The sequence below is a fragment of the Enhygromyxa salina genome (genome assembly GCF_000737335.2).
GTDB classification, from domain to species: domain Bacteria; phylum Myxococcota_A; class Polyangia; order Nannocystales; family Nannocystaceae; genus Plesiocystis; species Plesiocystis salina_C.
Map to the genome: position 1 here is coordinate 33,214 of NZ_JMCC02000010.1, position 14,821 is coordinate 48,034.

Consider the following 14,821-nt stretch of genomic DNA (forward strand, 5'->3'; position numbering starts at 1 on the left):
CCGGAGCCATCGTGGTCAATCCAACCCAAGGGGTCATCGCCGTGATCGTGGCTGGCGGCCTGGCCACCCGCATGGCGAGCGCGACCGCGGCGGTGCCCAAGGTCTTGCTGGCGATCGCGGGCAAGTCCGTGCTCGAGCACCAGCTGCAGCAGTTCCGCGCCGCGGGCATCACTCGGGTGATCGTCCTGGCTGGGCACCTCGCGGGCGCGATCGAGCTCGCGGCGGCGCGGGCCTCGGACCGCAGCTTCCACGTGGAGGTTCGGACCGAGGCCCAGGCGATGGGCTCGGGCGGGTGCCTGCGACAGCTGCACGATCTGAATGGCCCGGCCGTCGTCGTGTTTGGTGACGTCATGTTCGACGTGGACCTTGGCGCGCTGCTCGAAACCCACACACGCCAGCGCGCCACGATCACCGCGGTCGTGCACCCCAACACGCACCCGCACGACAGCGACCTGGTCGACGTCGACGCGGACCACCGCGTGACCGCGCTGCACCCCAAGCCCCACCCGCCAGGCTCGCGGCTGCGCAACCTCGTGACCGCGGGCCTGTTTGTGATCGAGCCAGCGTTCATCGAGCAGATCCCGAGCGTCCTCGAGGCGCCCAAGCTCGACCTCGTTCAGGATCTGATCACGGCCGCGCTAGCGAGGGGGCAGCGTGTCCAGGCGTGGCAGACCAGCGCGTACCTGCACGACATGGGCACGCCCCAGCGCTACGCACAGGCTCAGGCCGCGTGGGCCCAGGGGATCCCCGCGCGACGCCGACGGCCACGAGCGACCGTGTTCGTGGATCGCGACGGGACCCTCAACCGCCACGTCGGCTACCTGCGCCGGCCCGAGCAACTCGAGCTGCTGCCCGGCGTCGCCCAGGCGATCGCCCGGCTCAACCAGCTCGACGTCCAGGTCGTCGTCGTCACCAACCAGCCTGTGCTCGCGCGCGGCGAGCTCGACGAGGCCGGGCTCGCGCAGATCCACGCCGAGCTCGAGACCCAGCTTGGCCGCGCTGGCGCCTACGTGGATCGCATCTACCACTGTCCCCACCACCCCGACGCGGGCTTCGAGGGCGAGCGCCCCGAGCTCAAGTGCGCGTGTGCATGCCGCAAGCCTAGGACCGGCATGATCGACGCGGCCACGTCCGATCTGCACGTGGATCGGGCCGCGTCCGTGCTGATCGGCGACACCGAGCGTGACCTGGACGCGGCGTTGAACGCCGGCCTGCGCCCAGTGCTTGTCAGCGCTAACGCTCACGCGCTCGCCGTGGCGCGCGGCGTCCAGTGGTTCCCCGACCTCGCGCGCGCCTGCCTGGCGCTGTTCCCCAATCCGCAGCCAAACCCCCAGCCCAACCCCTCATGATGATCACGACCCGGACCCCGCTGCGCGCGAGCTTTGTTGGTGGCGGCACTGATCTGCCCAACTACTACCGCGAGTACGGCGGCGCGGTCGTGTCGACGGCGCTGCGTCTGTATGTCGACGTCAGCGTCCGCCGCCGCTCGGCGCTGATGGGTCCGCGCTACCGGCTCGACTGCGGCACCCATGAAGAGGTCGACAACATCGGCGCGATCGAGCACCCGATCGTCCGCGAGGCGCTGCGCATGCTCGACGTCGATGTCCCGCTCGAGATCGTGTCGTACAGCGACGTGCCCAGCGGCACCGGGCTCGGCTCGTCGTCCAGCTTCACCGTTGGGCTGCTGCACGCGCTCGAGATCATGTTGGGCCGCCAGCCCGCGCCCGCGCAGCTCGCCGCCGCAGCCTTCCAACTCGAGGCCGTGATCCTCGACCAGCCGATCGGCCGCCAGGACCAAACGATCGCGGCGCTGGGTGGGCTGCAACACATTCGATTCTTGCGCGACGACCGGGTCGAGGCCCGACCCGCGCCCACGCCCACGCCCACCTCGATCGCGCTCGAGCGTGGCGGGCTGCTGTTTTATCTGGGCGGTCAACGCCGCGCCGGTCCGCTGCTGCGCTCGCTGCAGACCCCGAGCGACGCCCAACGCCAGGGCCTGCGCGCGATCGCGGGCACCTGTGAAGCCTTCGGCGCCGCGCTGGACCAAGGAGCCAAGCTCGCCAAGCTCGGCGAGATCCTGGACCAGACCTGGCAGCTCAAGCGCGAGCTGAGTCCGGGCGTCGCCTCGCCCCTCGTCGACCAGGCCTACGCTGCCGCCCAGGCCGCTGGGGCCTACGGCGGCAAGCTGCTCGGCGCCGGCGGGACGGGCTGCTTGCTGGTCCTCGCCGATCCCAAGCGTCACCCGGGGATCCGAGCCGCGCTCGCGCGCTTCGCCGAGCTCCCGTTTCAATTCTCCGCGCACGGCTCGCGGGTGCTGCATGCGGCGACACCCCAGCGTGAGCACCCCAGCGTGAGCACCCCACCATGAGCACCACACGAATCGGGACATGGGGCTTTGGCCCGCACCCGTGGGTCAGCGTCGAGCGAACCCGGCAGTTCTACGCCCGCAGCCTCGCGCCGCAGTTCGAGCTGATCGACGCCGACGCGGATCCCCACGCCACGGTCGACGTGTACCTGTCGTTCGCCAGCTCCCGCTGGTACGCAGCCCCGCGCCCCTGCGAAGCGCCGATCGTGCTCGCGATGCACGGCGGCCCCGTCATCGAGCACGCGCACCTGCCCAAGTGGCTGCCGCAGCTGCGCACCACCGACACCTTGCTGGTCAACTGCGAGGCCGACGTCGAGATCATACGGGCGATGTGCGACGTGCCGCCGCAATTGGTCGTGCTGCCGCTGCCGGTCGACGCCGAGGTGTTTGTCCCCTACGACCGCGCCGACTGCCGACCGGAGTTTGGCCTGGCCAGCGATGACGTCGTGCTTGGCTTCGTCGCTCGCCTGGTCCCGCAAAAACACCTCCACGGGTTCTTGCGGGTGGTCGCCGCCGTCCGTGATCAGCTCGCTCCGCGCCCCGTCCGGGCCCTGGTGATCGGAAATTTTGCGAGCAGCTACCCGGTCCTCGACTACGGCTGCGGTGAGTACGTTGACGTGATCAAGTCCTTGGTCCACGAGCTCGGGCTCGACGACGCCCTGCGGTATTTTTCGGCCAAGCTCAGCGACGAGCAATTGGCGGCCGCCTACGCGTCGATGGACGTGCTCGTGCACCCAACCCAGGCGATCGACGAGAACTTTGGGTACGTCGTGGTCGAGGCGCTCGCGTGCGGGACCCCGGTGGTCGCGGCCGCCTACGGTGGTGTTCGGGACTCCCTGATCCCCGGGCCCGCGGGCGCGCTGTTGCCAACCTGGGCGAGCGGCTCGGGGGTCCGCATGGATCTGCGTGGGGCCGTCGCGCCGATCCTCGCGCTGCTCGAGGAGCACGACGCCGAGCTGCGCGACCGCGCGACCGTGCACTACGCCCACACACGCTATGGGTTTCAGCGCTGCGCCGGGATCTTGTGTGATGTGCTCGCGTCCGCGTGCGCCCGGGCCGAGGTCGGCGAGCCCGTGACGATCACGACCCGACCACCCGCGATCGATCGGGGCTTGCTGCCGCCCAGCGATCCGCCCTACGCGGACTTCATCGAGCCGATCGCTCACTACGTCAGCCACCCATGCCCGACCCTGCGCCCGGATCAGCGTGTGGTCTGGGCGGCCGGGATCGGCGAGTGCGACGGTGAGCTTCGGCTCCTGGATCCGACCTGGCCCGCGGCGCTTCGCCTCGATCCGCGTGACCTGGAGCTCCTCGATCGCTGCCGCGTGCCGACGCCGGCCAGCGAGTTCGCCGAGCCCCACACCGACGCGTGGGCGCGGCTGCAAGGCTACGTCGAGCAGGGTCTGCTGATCCCCGAGCAACGCGCGCTGCGAGGACCACGAGCATGACCAGCATGACCAGCTTGTCGATCGTGATCCCCTGGGCCAACCGCGACGAGCTCGCCCACACGCTGCTCGCCAACGCCCCCCAGCTCGCCCGCTACGGCGCCGAGCTGGTCGTCGTCGACTGCGGTGGCGACCCCGGCCGCTGCCTCGCCGCGCTCGAGCGGGCCGGTGTGCCCGTGACCCTCGTCGAGGTCCCGACCGACGGCTTCAACAAGGCCCTCGCGCTCAACCTCGGCGTGCACGCGGCCTCCGGCGACGCGCTCATGTTCCTCGACACCGACGTGATCTTGACCGGGGACTGGCTCGCTGACGCGCTCGCGGCCGTCGAGGCCGGCTCGTTCGTGACCGTTGAGCGGGTCCGCGAATCGGCGCCATCCCCCGACCCGATCCCCGCTGGCGAGCTGCAGTCGCTCGCCCACATCGTCGAGTTTGTGACAGCGGCGGGTGAGGTCATTCGGGTCGAGACCAATCGCCGCCAGTTTGCAGACGCCAGCCGCGGCGGCCCTGGCCTGATCTGTCTGCGCCGCGATCACTTCGTCAGCGTCGACGGCATGAACTCCGACTTGCTCGGGTGGGGCTGGGAGGACGTCGATCTCGTCGCGCGCCTGCAGCTCGCTGGTGTCGCGCCGCGGCTCGCCATGGGCGAGGCGCTCCACCTGAGCCACGACGACAGCGTCCGCGTCGTGAACGGCGGCGCTCGAGCTCACAGCGAGCGCAACAACTTCTCGGTCTGCGTGGCCAACTATCGCCTGGGCTGGTTAAGCGGTACCTTCGCGGATGACGTGCAGACTTGTGCAGCGCTGATCACCACGCGGACTTGGACCCCCCGTCCGGCCACCCTCGCGCCACAACAGGGCCACTCCGATGCTTGAACGCCAGCTCGTAGCCGGCTTTGTGCTCGCCGCGGTCACCGTGTTTGGCTGCAAAGATCCGAGCCATTCGCAGGTCCCCGCGACCACGGATCCCGCGACCACGGATCCCGATCCAGACCAGCCGGCAGCCGACCCGCTCGTGCCCGTCCACCTGTCCTTCGACGACGCCCCGCGCATGGACGATCCCGGGACGCCGCTGCGCGACGCCGCCGAGCTCAACCGCCTCAACGACGAGCTCATCGCCGTGCTCCAAGATCACGGCGCCAACGCGTCGGTGTTCTACAACTGTGATCGCCTGGTCCCGGGCGAGCGCACGATCGAAGCGTGGGACGCCGCGGGCATGACCGTTGGCAACCACACCGCCAGCCACGTCAACCTCGCGGAGGTTGGGCTCGAAGCCTGGCTCGACGACGTGCGCCGCTGCGATCTCGTGCTGCGCGAGCGCCTGAGCGCCCCGCCGACATGGCTGCGCTACCCCTACCTCTCCGAAGGTCACACGCCCGAGCTGCGTGACGGCGCTCGCGAGGCGCTCGCAGCCATGGGCTACGCCAACGCCCACGTCACGGCCGCGACGACCGAGTGGCTGCTGGCCTTCGCCTACCGCTACGCCAAGCAAGCCGGCGACACCAAGACCCAGGCCGCGCTCGTCGAGGCCTACCGCGCCCACATGCTCGGCGCGGTCGAGGCCGCCCGCGAGCTCGCGCGCTTCGAGGTCGAGCGAGAGACCGCTCAGGTCGTGTTGTTTCACGTCAACGAGCTCGCCGTGGATCACCTCGCCACCGTGCTCGACGACTATGAGGCCGCCGGCTACACCTTCGTCGGCATCGAAGAGGCCATGGCCGACCCGGTGTTCACCCGCGAAGATCGCTACGTCGGCGGCGGCGGCATCAGCTGGCTCGCGCGCATTCATGATCCCGAGCAGCCGCGGCCGCCGTATTGGTTTGGCCAGGAAGAAGGGCGGCTGACTGAAGCATTTGGCCACCTGCTCAACCCGAACGCCTACGCGAGCGAGTAGGCCCAGCGCCACCAACTCGATCCACGGCTCAGCGCTGGGCCAGCGACGGCCGGCTCAGCCCCAGCACCCGCGCCGTCGCGGACTGACTGCGCACGCGGTGCGAGAAGTCGCCAAGCCCAACGACGCGCTCGCCGAAGTTGGGCCGACCGAGATCACCCCCCGCACTCGGGGGCGCGCATCTTCTCGGCGACGACCTCCGCGGACGTCTGCATCTGATACCGCGCGTCCATGAAGTCGATGAACGCCTGATCGTAGCAGCCGCGCACGCACTCGAGCGGCCCGTCCTTCCAATGATCTGCGTGAATCGTCAGGCGATCACCATGAATCGTATATCGATAGCCGCGCTGAGCGTCATCGAGGTCTTCGGGGTTGCGCTGACCGTTCGGATATTCACGGTGGCGGATCGCAGCGCGAAACCCCTGGTCGGGCCCATAGGACAGCTCGTAGTCCTCGCGCGAGAACAGCCCGCCGCCGCCCATCGCGGCCATGGCCACGTCGCGGTGGGCACGGTGCCAATGTGGACCCCAGAACACGGCGACGCTCCACTCGCAGTCCCAGATCGTGCGATCGAGCTCGGACGCGGCCGCCGAGAGGGACGCCGTCGCCTGGCCCGGCTGCTCGACCGTGACCATCGCTGGCTGCCCACCCGCCGCTTCAGCGACGACCGCGTCCGAGCGCTTCGTGCAAGCGCCAGCGCCCAACACCATCGACAAGCCAGCGAGCGCTGCGTAGGTCCGATGCCTCACCAGCGGATCATACGCGAGTTCTTCATGGCAGCGAACAAGCCACGCAACGGCTCACAGGTTCGGCCGCGCCTCGTCGGGCGGCGCGTGCGGCGGCATCACCCGCGCCAGCGTCTCGGGGCTGACCCGGCTCGAGCTCGAAGCAGTTCACCCCACGTCGAGCTTGCAGCCTGGTCCCTCGTGATTGCCGTGGCTGTGGCCCCTCGAGCGGGGCGGAGCCTCGCCGATGCCCTCATCGACATGGGGGTGAACGCCTCATGGACGCTGGTGAGCGTCGTGCTTGGCTTGAATCATGACGTTCAAGCCCATTCTCAAGCCCATTCTCAGTTTGGTCAGCGTTGGTCTGTGCCTCGTCGCCACCGACGCGAACGCGTCGAAGGTCTGGAACCGAGACGCATCGGCCTCGAAGCGCTTCGTCACCTGTCACCCCCCTCTGTACAAGGTGCCGATTGGCATGACAGACGAGTTGGACGACGCAATCTGGGAACTCGACTACAATGAGTCGGTTCAGGTCGATACTTTCTTCTCACGCACCTACGACACACTCTACTGCAGTTGGTTCGCCACTTGGGATGACGCATTCGACTTCGTCGACGCGGCTCAGGCCCATGTCATCAACGATGAGTATCCGTACCCGTGGTTTGACGAGGACGCGTTTGGTGAGGCCCTCGCCAAAGGGTTCGCGCACTCCATCATGGACTGGTCGGGCGAAGTTCAGGCGGTCTACTGTGAGGAGAACCGGCGCGCCGAGTATACCACCCAGCATTCCGGCAACGTCCGGGTTGGCGCAACGCTCAGCACCGAACCACCGCGCGACTGCGGCCTCGACCCCGACCACGACTTCCCGGACGTGAGCCTCTATACCGTCGCGGAAGACCGCCTGTATGTCACCGACCAGACCATCTTGTCGGGGACGCCGATCAATCGGCTGACCGAAACCAATTGGTCCAATACGGCCGCGATGACTTCGCTCGGCAATATGCTCTATATCGTGCAGGGCAACTCACTGTGGGAGACCGATCCCGCCAACGGCAGCTACCGACGGCTCGGGAGCGTGGGGAGCTGGTCCAACACGGCCGCGATGACCGCGATCGACGACATGCTCTACGTCATTCAAGGCAACACCCTGTGGCGGGCCAACCCGAACGACGGCAGCTATCAACAACTCGGCTCGCCCGGGGCCTGGTCCAACACCGCTGCGATGACCGCAATTGACGGCATGCTCTACGTCGTGCAGGGCGGCACCTTGTGGCGGGCCAACCCGGACAACGGCAGCTACCAACAGCTCGGTTCGCCCGGAAGCTGGGGGGATACCGCCGCGATGACAGCTGTCAACGGGCTATTGTACATCGTGCAGGGCGACACTCTGTGGCAGGCACAGCCGAGCAACGGACAATGGCTTCGAATCGGGACAGAGGACGACTGGTGGAGCACCGTCAGCATGACGACGGACGATGGCTGGTTGTACATCGTGCAGAACGGGACGCTGTGGCGCGTCAACCCGGACAACGGCTGGTATGCCCCGGTCGGCCTGAGGGAAGACTGGCGGGGCACCGTCGTGATCACGGCGGCGTCGACCACCGCCTGCGCCCATGACGTCTGCAATCTCGGCGAGTCGCTGCAAGCGAGCTGCGACGATCCGTGCGCTGCCGAGATCTGCAGCGACGACCCATTTTGCTGCGATCCGAACGGGTCCTGGGACGCCCTGTGCGTGAGTGCAGCCACATCGATCTGCAACCTCAGCTGCGGTTGACCTCTAGCCGAATCAAGCCCAGCGCCTCAGCCCCCCGCGTGACCCTCGATCACTCCCGGCAGCCGCTCCACGTAGCAGACATGACAAGCCGGCGCATAGCTCTCATTCGCGCCCAGCTGGATCTGCTCGCCATCCGCGGTCGGCTGGCCATCGATCAAACGCATATTAAAAATCGCCTTGCGATTACAAAACTGGCAGGTCACCTTGATCTCTTCAATCGAGTCCGCCAGCTCCAACAGCCGCTGCGCCCCCGGAAACAACCGGGTCCGAAAGTCCGTGCGCAGCCCATAACAGATCACCGGCACATTGCAGGTCCGGGTGACGGCGCGCAGCTGCTCGATGACCCCAGTCGACAAGAACTGCGCCTCGTCGACCAGCGCGCAGTCGAGCTCGGCAAAGAAGGCCGGGTCGAGGGTGGTGTCATCCTCGAGCAGCAGATCCACCTCTTTTTTCAAGCCCGAGCGCGAGGCGATCACGCGACCACCAAAGCGATCGTCCAGCCGCGGCTTGAGCAGCGCGACGCGCTTGCCTTGCTGCCGGTAGTTGTGCGCCACCGCCAGCAAGTTCATGGTCTTGGCGCTGTCCATTGTCCCGTGGCGAAAATACAGCTTGGCCATGACGGTGGTCCTCAGTCGGCGGCGGGCGGGGGCTCGGCGGGTGTCGGCGGCAGATCCCGCTCGGCCAAGATATAGGCCATCAACGCGAGCGCGGCCGCGTTGCGCTCGAGGTGGTAGGGCGGGATCTTGTCGATCGTGTCCGCCGGGCTGTGGTGCAGGTCGAAGTAATGGCTGGTGTCGGGTCGCAGCGCGATGCCAAGCATGCCCTCCGCCGTCAGCGGCGAGATGTCGGCCCCGCCGCCGCCAACCACGAAATTGTCCGCCCCCAGCGTCGTGAACAGCGGCGCGTAGGGAAGCAGCGCGTCGAGATCCGCCTGACTCTGCCCGACGCCAAACCCCCACGGGGCACCCGCGCCGCTGTCGGACTCGATGCCGGCCACGTGCAGCTCGTCCGCGTGGGCCTGCGCGTATGCCTTGCCGCCGCGCAGCCCGTTCTCTTCGTTGGTGAACAACACCACGCGGATCGTGCGGCGCGGGATCAGGTTGAGCTCTTTGAGCATCAGCGCCGCCTCCATCGCCATCAGGCAGCCCGAGCCGTCGTCGGTGCTGCCATCGCCAACATCCCACGAGTCGATGTGTCCGCCGATCACCACGATCTCTTCTGGCTTCTCGCGGCCGCGCAGCTCGGCGACGGCGTTGGCGCTGACGGCATCGGGGAGCAGCTTGGCCCCGAGCGACAGCCGAACTTTGATCGTCTCGCCGCGCGCGGCCATGCGCATGAACCATTCGGCGTCCTCTGGCGTGATCGCGGCCGCCGGGATCTTGGGCTGATCCTCTGCGTAGTTGAGCGCGCCCGTGTGCAGCGTTCGCAGGCTGCTGGCCGTGACCGAGCGGACCAGCACGGCCTTGGCACCGTGGGCCCCCGCCTTCGAGGGGCCGTGCGCGCGGATCTGCACCGTGGAGCCATACGAGGCGTCGTGGCGCTCGTGGTCGTAGCCCGGCATCGCCTGGTTGATCACGACGATCTTCCCGGCCAGCTCGCTCGCGCGGCGGTCGAGCTCGTCTAGATCCGCGACGACGATCACCTCGGCGGTGATGCCCCGGCCCGGCGTGCCAACGGTCATGCCCAACCCCAGCACTGGCAGCGGTCGCTTCACCGGCCCCAGGATCTCCGCCGACTCTTTGCCGCGAACCCAGTGCGGGACCATGACCTTTTCGCGCCGGGCGTCGGTCAGGCCGTCGGCGGCCATGGTCTCGATCGCCCAGTCGATCGTCTGCTCGAGCGCCTTTGAGCCCGAGAGCCGATGGCCGAAGGTGTCAGCGACGTAGGCCAGGCGATCCCACGCGCGGGTGTCATCCTCGGCCAGGGCCGTCAGCTTGGTCGCCGCGTCGACGTACTTGGCCTCGAGCTCGAGCGCGGGTGTGCGCGGTGCCACGCTGTCGCTCGTGGGCGGGTCGACGCTGGGCGCGTCGTCGGCCGCGACCGGCAGCGGCATCTCCCCGGCCGGTTGAGCCCACACGGTGTTGGCCGAGCCTTCACTCGCGCAGCCAAGCGTGGTGAGCAGGGCAGCGACGAGGCTCGCCCGCAGGCCGGGCGCCAAGCGAGGTCGAGCGATCCCGACAGGAGCGGCGGTCTGCGACATACGCCAACCCATACCCGGCCCCCGCTTGCTGGCGCAAGCCGATGGGCAGGCCGCCAGGACAGCGGTGAAGACCCATTTTCGCGCTGACGCGTCGCATGGGCCCGTGCTCACATTAATCCTCGCGTTCTCCGGTTTCGCGCAGGCCCCGGCCCGCGCTATGGTCCAGCCCCGAGCGACCATGACTGTCACTGCCCGCACCACCTGGACCGCGCTGGTCTGCCTGCTCTGCCTGTGTACTGTGTCAACGGGCTGCTACATGAAGGCAGCGGGCACGTCGGCGTCAGCCCCCTACGATGAGTACGATGAGTACGGGTACGGCGGGGGCGACAGCGGTGGCGGCGACATGGCGGGTGCCAACGCCTACGACTTCGAGGACGACTCGGTCGAGGGTGAGATCCTGTCCCCGGCGAGCGCGTCGCTGAGCACGCGCGGTCGCTCGGGTCGCAGCGCGATGCTCGACACGCGGCGTGAGTTCAAGAGCGAAGAAGCCCCGCCAGCCCCGCCCGCGGAGCCCAGCCCGGTTCCCTCGCCGGTCGCGCCCCAGCCCACGCCCGCAGACACCAGCGTCAAGCCCTCGCAGCCGGCACCCACGCAGGTCGCGACCAAGCGCCAGGTCATCTACACCGCCAACATGCAGGTCAGCGTCTACGACGTCGAGCACAGCATGGTGCTGATCGAGTCGCTGCCAGATCTCTACGGCGGTTGGCTCCACCAGCGGCTCGACAACCAGATCGTCCTGCGGATCCCCGCCGAGCACCTAAACGCGGCGATGGACATGATCGCGGAGCTCGGGGTCGTTGACCTGCGCACGCTCGAGGGCCTGGACGTGACCGCGGCGTACACCGATCTCGAGTCCCGCATTCGGGTGCTCACGCAGATGCAAGAACAGCTCGAGCTGCTGCTCGCGCAGGCCAAGGACGTCGAGCAGGCCCTCGAGATCCGCCGCGCGCTCGGCCAGATCACCATGGAGCTCGAGCTCGCGCGCGCGCACATGCGTGAGCTCGCCAAGTCCATCGCGTTCTCTACGCTGATCGTACGTATCGTGGCGCGCGGCCCCGCCGTGGATCTGCCAACCAGCAACGATCCCTTCCCGTGGGTGCTCGAGCTTGGCGTCGAAGCCACAGAGTTCCGCTGAGCTGTCGGGCTCATCGTAAGCATATCCAACAGGGCTCCGTTGCCGCGCCGGACCCCTCACCCCCCATCAACTACGCAAGACTGGTGACTCCATGAAATCCAATCCTCTTCAAGCCTGGGCCGGGCGGTCGCGCTGGCGATTGCTGGCCCCGTTCGCGCTCCTGTTCGCGCTTGGATGCAGCAAAAACGCCGAATCGATGGCCTATCCTGGCACCGAGTACGGCTACCCCGCGGAGCTACCCGAAGCGGCAACGATTGACATTACTGGCAGCGGCGACGCCATCTACTCCGAAGACGGCGAATACGACTTTAGCGAGGAGCTCGCCGACTACGAGGGCGAGCCCATGGCCGATCGCAGCGTGCTCGCCAGCCGCAGCGCACGCGCTCCCGCGCAGTTTCAGACCAACGCCCCGCCGGCCCGCGACGCCAAGGGCAAGTCCAACGCGGAGGCCAAGAAGCAAACGGCGGCGGTCGAGGCGGCCGCCGCAGCTGCAGCCGCAGGCGAAGAGGCCAAGCCCGAGCCCAAGTCCGGGGACGAGCCCGACCACGGCCGTCAGATCATCTACATCGCTGGCATGCAGATCAGCGTGTACGACCTCGAGACCTCCATGGCCACGCTCGAGGCGATCCCCGACACCTACGGTGGTTGGGTTCACATGCGCAGCCAGACCCAGGTCGTGCTGCGGCTGCCGGCCGCCAAGCTCAAGCCCGCGATGGCGATGCTGGCCAAGATCGGGGTCGTCGAAGCCAGGACCTTGCAGGCCCAAGACGTGACCGCGGAGTACGTGGATCTCGACTCGCGCATCACGGTATTGCGCGACACGCAGACGCAGCTGCTGGATCTGCTGAGCAAGGCCAAGACCGTTGAAGAGGCCCTGCACGTTCGCCGGGCCCTCGACGAGGTCACGATGGAGCTCGAGCTCGCGCTTGGCCGCATGCGCCAGCTCTCGGATCTCATCGCCTACTCGACCCTGACCGTCAGCTTGTCCGAGCGCGGTCCACAAGACAGCATTCCCACCAGCAACGACCCATTCCGCTGGGTCGACACCCTTGGCGTCGAAGCCACGGAGTGGAGGTAAGCATGAGCCTGATCAAAAAATTGTCGTTGTGTGTCGTTGGTGCCGGGCTGCTCGCTGCTTCGGGCTGCGCCAGCTTCAAGCTGCAGAATCCGCCCCCGGGCTTCATCGAGGTCTCGGCCGATGCCTACGCGGGTGAGGCCGAGCTGCGCATGAAGGCGCCCGACAACGTGGGTCTCAACATCACCACCTTCAGCAACCGCCGCGGCGGCACCCTGGCGATCTGGGCAGACGACATGATCACCAAGCTTGGCGCCCGCGGCTACCTGCTGCAGCGGCAAGAGGCGGTCAAGTCGCGCAATGGGGTCAAGGGCACGCGCTTCGACTTCTCGTACACGCCGGCTGGCGCCGATGGCGAAGAGAAGTTCTATACGGCGGTGTTGTTCGTGACCGACAAGTGGCAAGTCGTCGTGCAGCTCGCCGGCCAGGCCGGGCTGAGCGCGGCGCACGGTGAAGACCTGGATCGGATCCTCGCGGACATCAAGATCCGCGGCTGCAAGGTTGGCTCGAAGGTGTGCAAGAGCGGCCAGCCCAAGCAATTCGACACGTCGCAAAAGCCCAAGCCAAACGTCAAGGCCGAGGACGCGGACAAGCCAGCCGCCAAGCCGGACGAAGCCGAGAAGCCAGCCGCCAAGCCGGACGAAGCCAAGACGCCAGCGCCCGCCAAGAAGCCGGCAACCGGTGACAAGCCGGAAAATTGACACTCCCACACACGCGCTCGCGCTTGGCCGAATTCTGCCGTTTCGGGTCTCGTCACTTCGCGCCTGGGCCCGGCGGGCCTAGCAAAGTCGTAGTCTGGCTCGCGCCGCGAACCGAAGTGATTCTGCGAATGGCACCATCGCACGACAGCCGATACGCTGTCGTGCGATGCTTCGATCCGTCCGCGTCTCTGTGTTGGCCTGCGCGCTCGCGCTGCCTCTGTTTGCCTGCGACGAGGAGACACCCGAGGTCGACCTCGTCAAGCTGCGCGCCGATCTCGACGCCGCCCAAGCCGACCTGAAAGCGGCCAAGGCCGCCCAGTCTGCGCACGCTGGCGACGAGGGCTGCGCCAAGGAGCTCGAGGCAGCGCAAGCCTCGCTCGCCGAGGCCAAGGCCAAGGTCGAGGCACAGGCTGCCCAGATCGCCGAGCTCGAGGGCGCGAAGGGCAGCTTGGAAGGCCAGCTCGTCGCCAAAGAGGCGGCGCTCGAGGCGGTCAAGGCCCTGCAGGATCAGCTGGCAAAGTCACTCGTCGAAGAGATCGAGACTGGGGATATTCGTGTCTCCCAGCGCCACGGTTATCTCGTGATCGACGTCTCGGACAAGGTCCTGTTTGCGGTCGGCGAGGCCGAGCTGAGCGAGCGCGGGAAAAAGGTGATCACCAAGCTGGCCGACAGCCTCAAGGCGCTACCTGACAAGTCGGTGTTTCAAGTTGGTGGCCACACCGACAATCAGCCGATCAAGTCCGAGGAGGTCAAGGCCAAGTTCCCAACCAACTGGGAGCTCTCGGCCGCGCGCGCGACCAACGTGGTGCGCTTCCTCGAAGAGACCAGCGGGGTCCCAGGCGAGCGCTTGGTCGCGGCTGGTTTCTCGCAGTTTCGGCCGGTCGCCGCCAACAACAAAGAGAAGAACCGGGCCAAGAATCGGCGGATCGAGATCGCCTTGTTGCCGCCCCGGCCCAAGTGATCGGCGTGCTCGTGACGCCTCGTGCCTGTGCTGGTAGTGTCCGCGCCGTGCTCGAGTTCGCCAGGATCCCGCTCATCGCTGCGCTCGCCCTGACCGTTCCGCTTGGCTGCGGCAAGAAGGAGGCGCCCAAAGCGGAGGAGGTCGAGGTGCTGCCCGAAGCTTCCAACGGCTCGCCGCTCGCGGTCGAGCTGGTGGAGTTCATCGGTGAGGGCGAAGAGCGCGGCCTGAAGGTCCGGCTCTACAACCACGGGGACAAGACCGCGGCTGGGGCGATGCTGCTATTTCGCTACTACGACGCTAGCGACAAGCTGCTGCTCGTCAAACCAGGGACGCCGTTCGAGAAGGACAATGACTTCACGTCGGTGTCGGGCGGCAAGTACAAGTGCGAGCCCAAGCAGAACAACACTTTCGAGCTCGACGGGCGCATGCTCGCGGTCCCGGCAGACGCGACGCGGGTGGAGATCTTGGCGTCCAGGGTTGACACGATCGCGGCCGACGGCAAGACGATCGAGGATTGGTGGAGTCAAGAGAACTTCGCCGAGTGGCCGGGGTAGTC

14 protein-coding genes are annotated in these 14,821 nt (G+C 67.5%); 11 read left to right on the forward strand and 3 right to left on the reverse strand.

The genetic code is table 11. From position 1 onward, the window contains the following. Positions 1-11: 11 nt before the first annotated feature. Genes DB30_RS05160 through DB30_RS05180 form a run of 5 tightly spaced genes read left to right on the forward strand, consistent with a single transcriptional unit; the run spans position 12 to position 5,697 of the window. Complete coding sequence (locus tag DB30_RS05160; RefSeq protein ID WP_052546856.1) at positions 12-1,349, forward strand: HAD-IIIA family hydrolase; 1,338 nt, start codon at positions 12-14, stop codon at positions 1,347-1,349. After that, on the forward strand, positions 1,346-2,368 hold the full coding sequence (locus DB30_RS05165; RefSeq protein WP_052546857.1) for a GHMP family kinase ATP-binding protein: 1,023 nt from the start codon (positions 1,346-1,348) through the stop codon (positions 2,366-2,368). Before DB30_RS05160 ends, DB30_RS05165 begins: the two co-directional genes overlap by 4 nt. Continuing rightward, the gene (locus DB30_RS05170; protein ID WP_052546858.1) at positions 2,365-3,813 is read left to right on the forward strand and encodes a glycosyltransferase family 4 protein; all 1,449 of its coding nucleotides are present in this window, start codon (positions 2,365-2,367) and stop codon (positions 3,811-3,813) included. Before DB30_RS05165 ends, DB30_RS05170 begins: the two co-directional genes overlap by 4 nt. Then, positions 3,810-4,682 carry a glycosyltransferase gene (locus DB30_RS05175; protein WP_052546859.1) on the forward strand — a complete coding sequence of 291 codons (873 nt, stop codon included), beginning with the start codon at positions 3,810-3,812 and terminating at the stop codon, positions 4,680-4,682. The genes DB30_RS05170 and DB30_RS05175 overlap by 4 nt, the downstream gene beginning before the upstream one ends. Next, the gene (locus tag DB30_RS05180; RefSeq protein WP_052546860.1) at positions 4,675-5,697 is read left to right on the forward strand and encodes a polysaccharide deacetylase family protein; all 1,023 of its coding nucleotides are present in this window, start codon (positions 4,675-4,677) and stop codon (positions 5,695-5,697) included. Before DB30_RS05175 ends, DB30_RS05180 begins: the two co-directional genes overlap by 8 nt. Before the next feature lie 152 nt (positions 5,698-5,849). Here DB30_RS05180 and DB30_RS05185 read toward each other — a convergent pair whose 3' ends face one another. Further along, positions 5,850-6,443, reverse strand: a complete 594-nt coding sequence (locus DB30_RS05185) for a hypothetical protein (protein ID WP_052546861.1) — start codon at positions 6,441-6,443, stop codon at positions 5,850-5,852. A 289-nt stretch (positions 6,444-6,732) separates the two neighbouring features. Between DB30_RS05185 and DB30_RS05190 the strand changes: the two genes are divergently transcribed. Beyond that, positions 6,733-8,193: a Kelch repeat-containing protein gene (locus DB30_RS05190; RefSeq protein ID WP_052546862.1), complete on the forward strand. Its 1,461-nt coding sequence runs from the start codon at positions 6,733-6,735 to the stop codon at positions 8,191-8,193. Between the two features lie 26 nt (positions 8,194-8,219). Here the strand turns inward: DB30_RS05190 and DB30_RS05195 are convergent, their stop codons facing one another. Together DB30_RS05195 and DB30_RS05200 are read right to left on the reverse strand one after the other, a co-directional pair. Next, on the reverse strand, positions 8,220-8,810 hold the full coding sequence (locus tag DB30_RS05195) for a thymidine kinase (RefSeq protein ID WP_052546863.1): 591 nt from the start codon (positions 8,808-8,810) through the stop codon (positions 8,220-8,222). 11 nt (positions 8,811-8,821) lie between these two features. Then, complete coding sequence (locus DB30_RS05200; RefSeq protein ID WP_165703633.1) at positions 8,822-10,393, reverse strand: M20/M25/M40 family metallo-hydrolase; 1,572 nt, start codon at positions 10,391-10,393, stop codon at positions 8,822-8,824. Between the two features lie 178 nt (positions 10,394-10,571). Here DB30_RS05200 and DB30_RS05205 point away from each other — a divergent pair, with 178 nt between their 5' ends. The 5 genes from DB30_RS05205 (at position 10,572) to DB30_RS05225 (ending at position 14,819) form a co-directional block, all read left to right on the forward strand. Further along, positions 10,572-11,528, forward strand: coding sequence for a DUF4349 domain-containing protein (locus DB30_RS05205; RefSeq protein ID WP_165703634.1), 957 nt, complete (start codon positions 10,572-10,574; stop codon positions 11,526-11,528). A gap of 91 nt (positions 11,529-11,619) precedes the next feature. Continuing rightward, a complete protein-coding gene (locus DB30_RS05210) occupies positions 11,620-12,606 on the forward strand; it encodes a DUF4349 domain-containing protein (protein ID WP_146658075.1) in 987 nt (328 codons plus the stop codon). Between the two features lie 2 nt (positions 12,607-12,608). Next, on the forward strand, positions 12,609-13,304 hold the full coding sequence (locus DB30_RS05215) for a hypothetical protein (RefSeq protein ID WP_052546867.1): 696 nt from the start codon (positions 12,609-12,611) through the stop codon (positions 13,302-13,304). A 166-nt stretch (positions 13,305-13,470) separates the two neighbouring features. Next, positions 13,471-14,265 carry an OmpA/MotB family protein gene (locus tag DB30_RS05220; protein ID WP_146658076.1) on the forward strand — a complete coding sequence of 265 codons (795 nt, stop codon included), beginning with the start codon at positions 13,471-13,473 and terminating at the stop codon, positions 14,263-14,265. 47 nt (positions 14,266-14,312) lie between these two features. Further along, positions 14,313-14,819 (forward strand): hypothetical protein, encoded by a 507-nt coding sequence (locus tag DB30_RS05225; protein ID WP_146658077.1) that lies wholly within the window; start codon positions 14,313-14,315, stop codon positions 14,817-14,819. Positions 14,820-14,821: the final 2 nt, after the last annotated feature.

Excerpts from the sequence above, each read along its gene's own strand:
- DB30_RS05215 (WP_052546867.1), top strand. The coding sequence starts at position 12,609 with ATGAGCCTGATCAAAAAATTGTCGTTGTGTGTCGTTGGTGCCGGGCTG.
- DB30_RS05180 (WP_052546860.1), top strand. The coding sequence starts at position 4,675 with ATGCTTGAACGCCAGCTCGTAGCCGGCTTTGTGCTCGCCGCGGTCACC.
- DB30_RS05200 (WP_165703633.1), bottom strand. The coding sequence starts at position 10,393 with ATGTCGCAGACCGCCGCTCCTGTCGGGATCGCTCGACCTCGCTTGGCG.
- DB30_RS05190 (WP_052546862.1), top strand. The coding sequence starts at position 6,733 with ATGACGTTCAAGCCCATTCTCAAGCCCATTCTCAGTTTGGTCAGCGTT.
- DB30_RS05205 (WP_165703634.1), top strand. The coding sequence starts at position 10,572 with ATGACTGTCACTGCCCGCACCACCTGGACCGCGCTGGTCTGCCTGCTC.
- DB30_RS05170 (WP_052546858.1), top strand. The coding sequence starts at position 2,365 with ATGAGCACCACACGAATCGGGACATGGGGCTTTGGCCCGCACCCGTGG.
- DB30_RS05195 (WP_052546863.1), bottom strand. The coding sequence starts at position 8,810 with ATGGCCAAGCTGTATTTTCGCCACGGGACAATGGACAGCGCCAAGACC.
- DB30_RS05220 (WP_146658076.1), top strand. The coding sequence starts at position 13,471 with ATGCTTCGATCCGTCCGCGTCTCTGTGTTGGCCTGCGCGCTCGCGCTG.
- DB30_RS05175 (WP_052546859.1), top strand. The coding sequence starts at position 3,810 with ATGACCAGCATGACCAGCTTGTCGATCGTGATCCCCTGGGCCAACCGC.
- DB30_RS05165 (WP_052546857.1), top strand. The coding sequence starts at position 1,346 with ATGATGATCACGACCCGGACCCCGCTGCGCGCGAGCTTTGTTGGTGGC.
- DB30_RS05210 (WP_146658075.1), top strand. The coding sequence starts at position 11,620 with ATGAAATCCAATCCTCTTCAAGCCTGGGCCGGGCGGTCGCGCTGGCGA.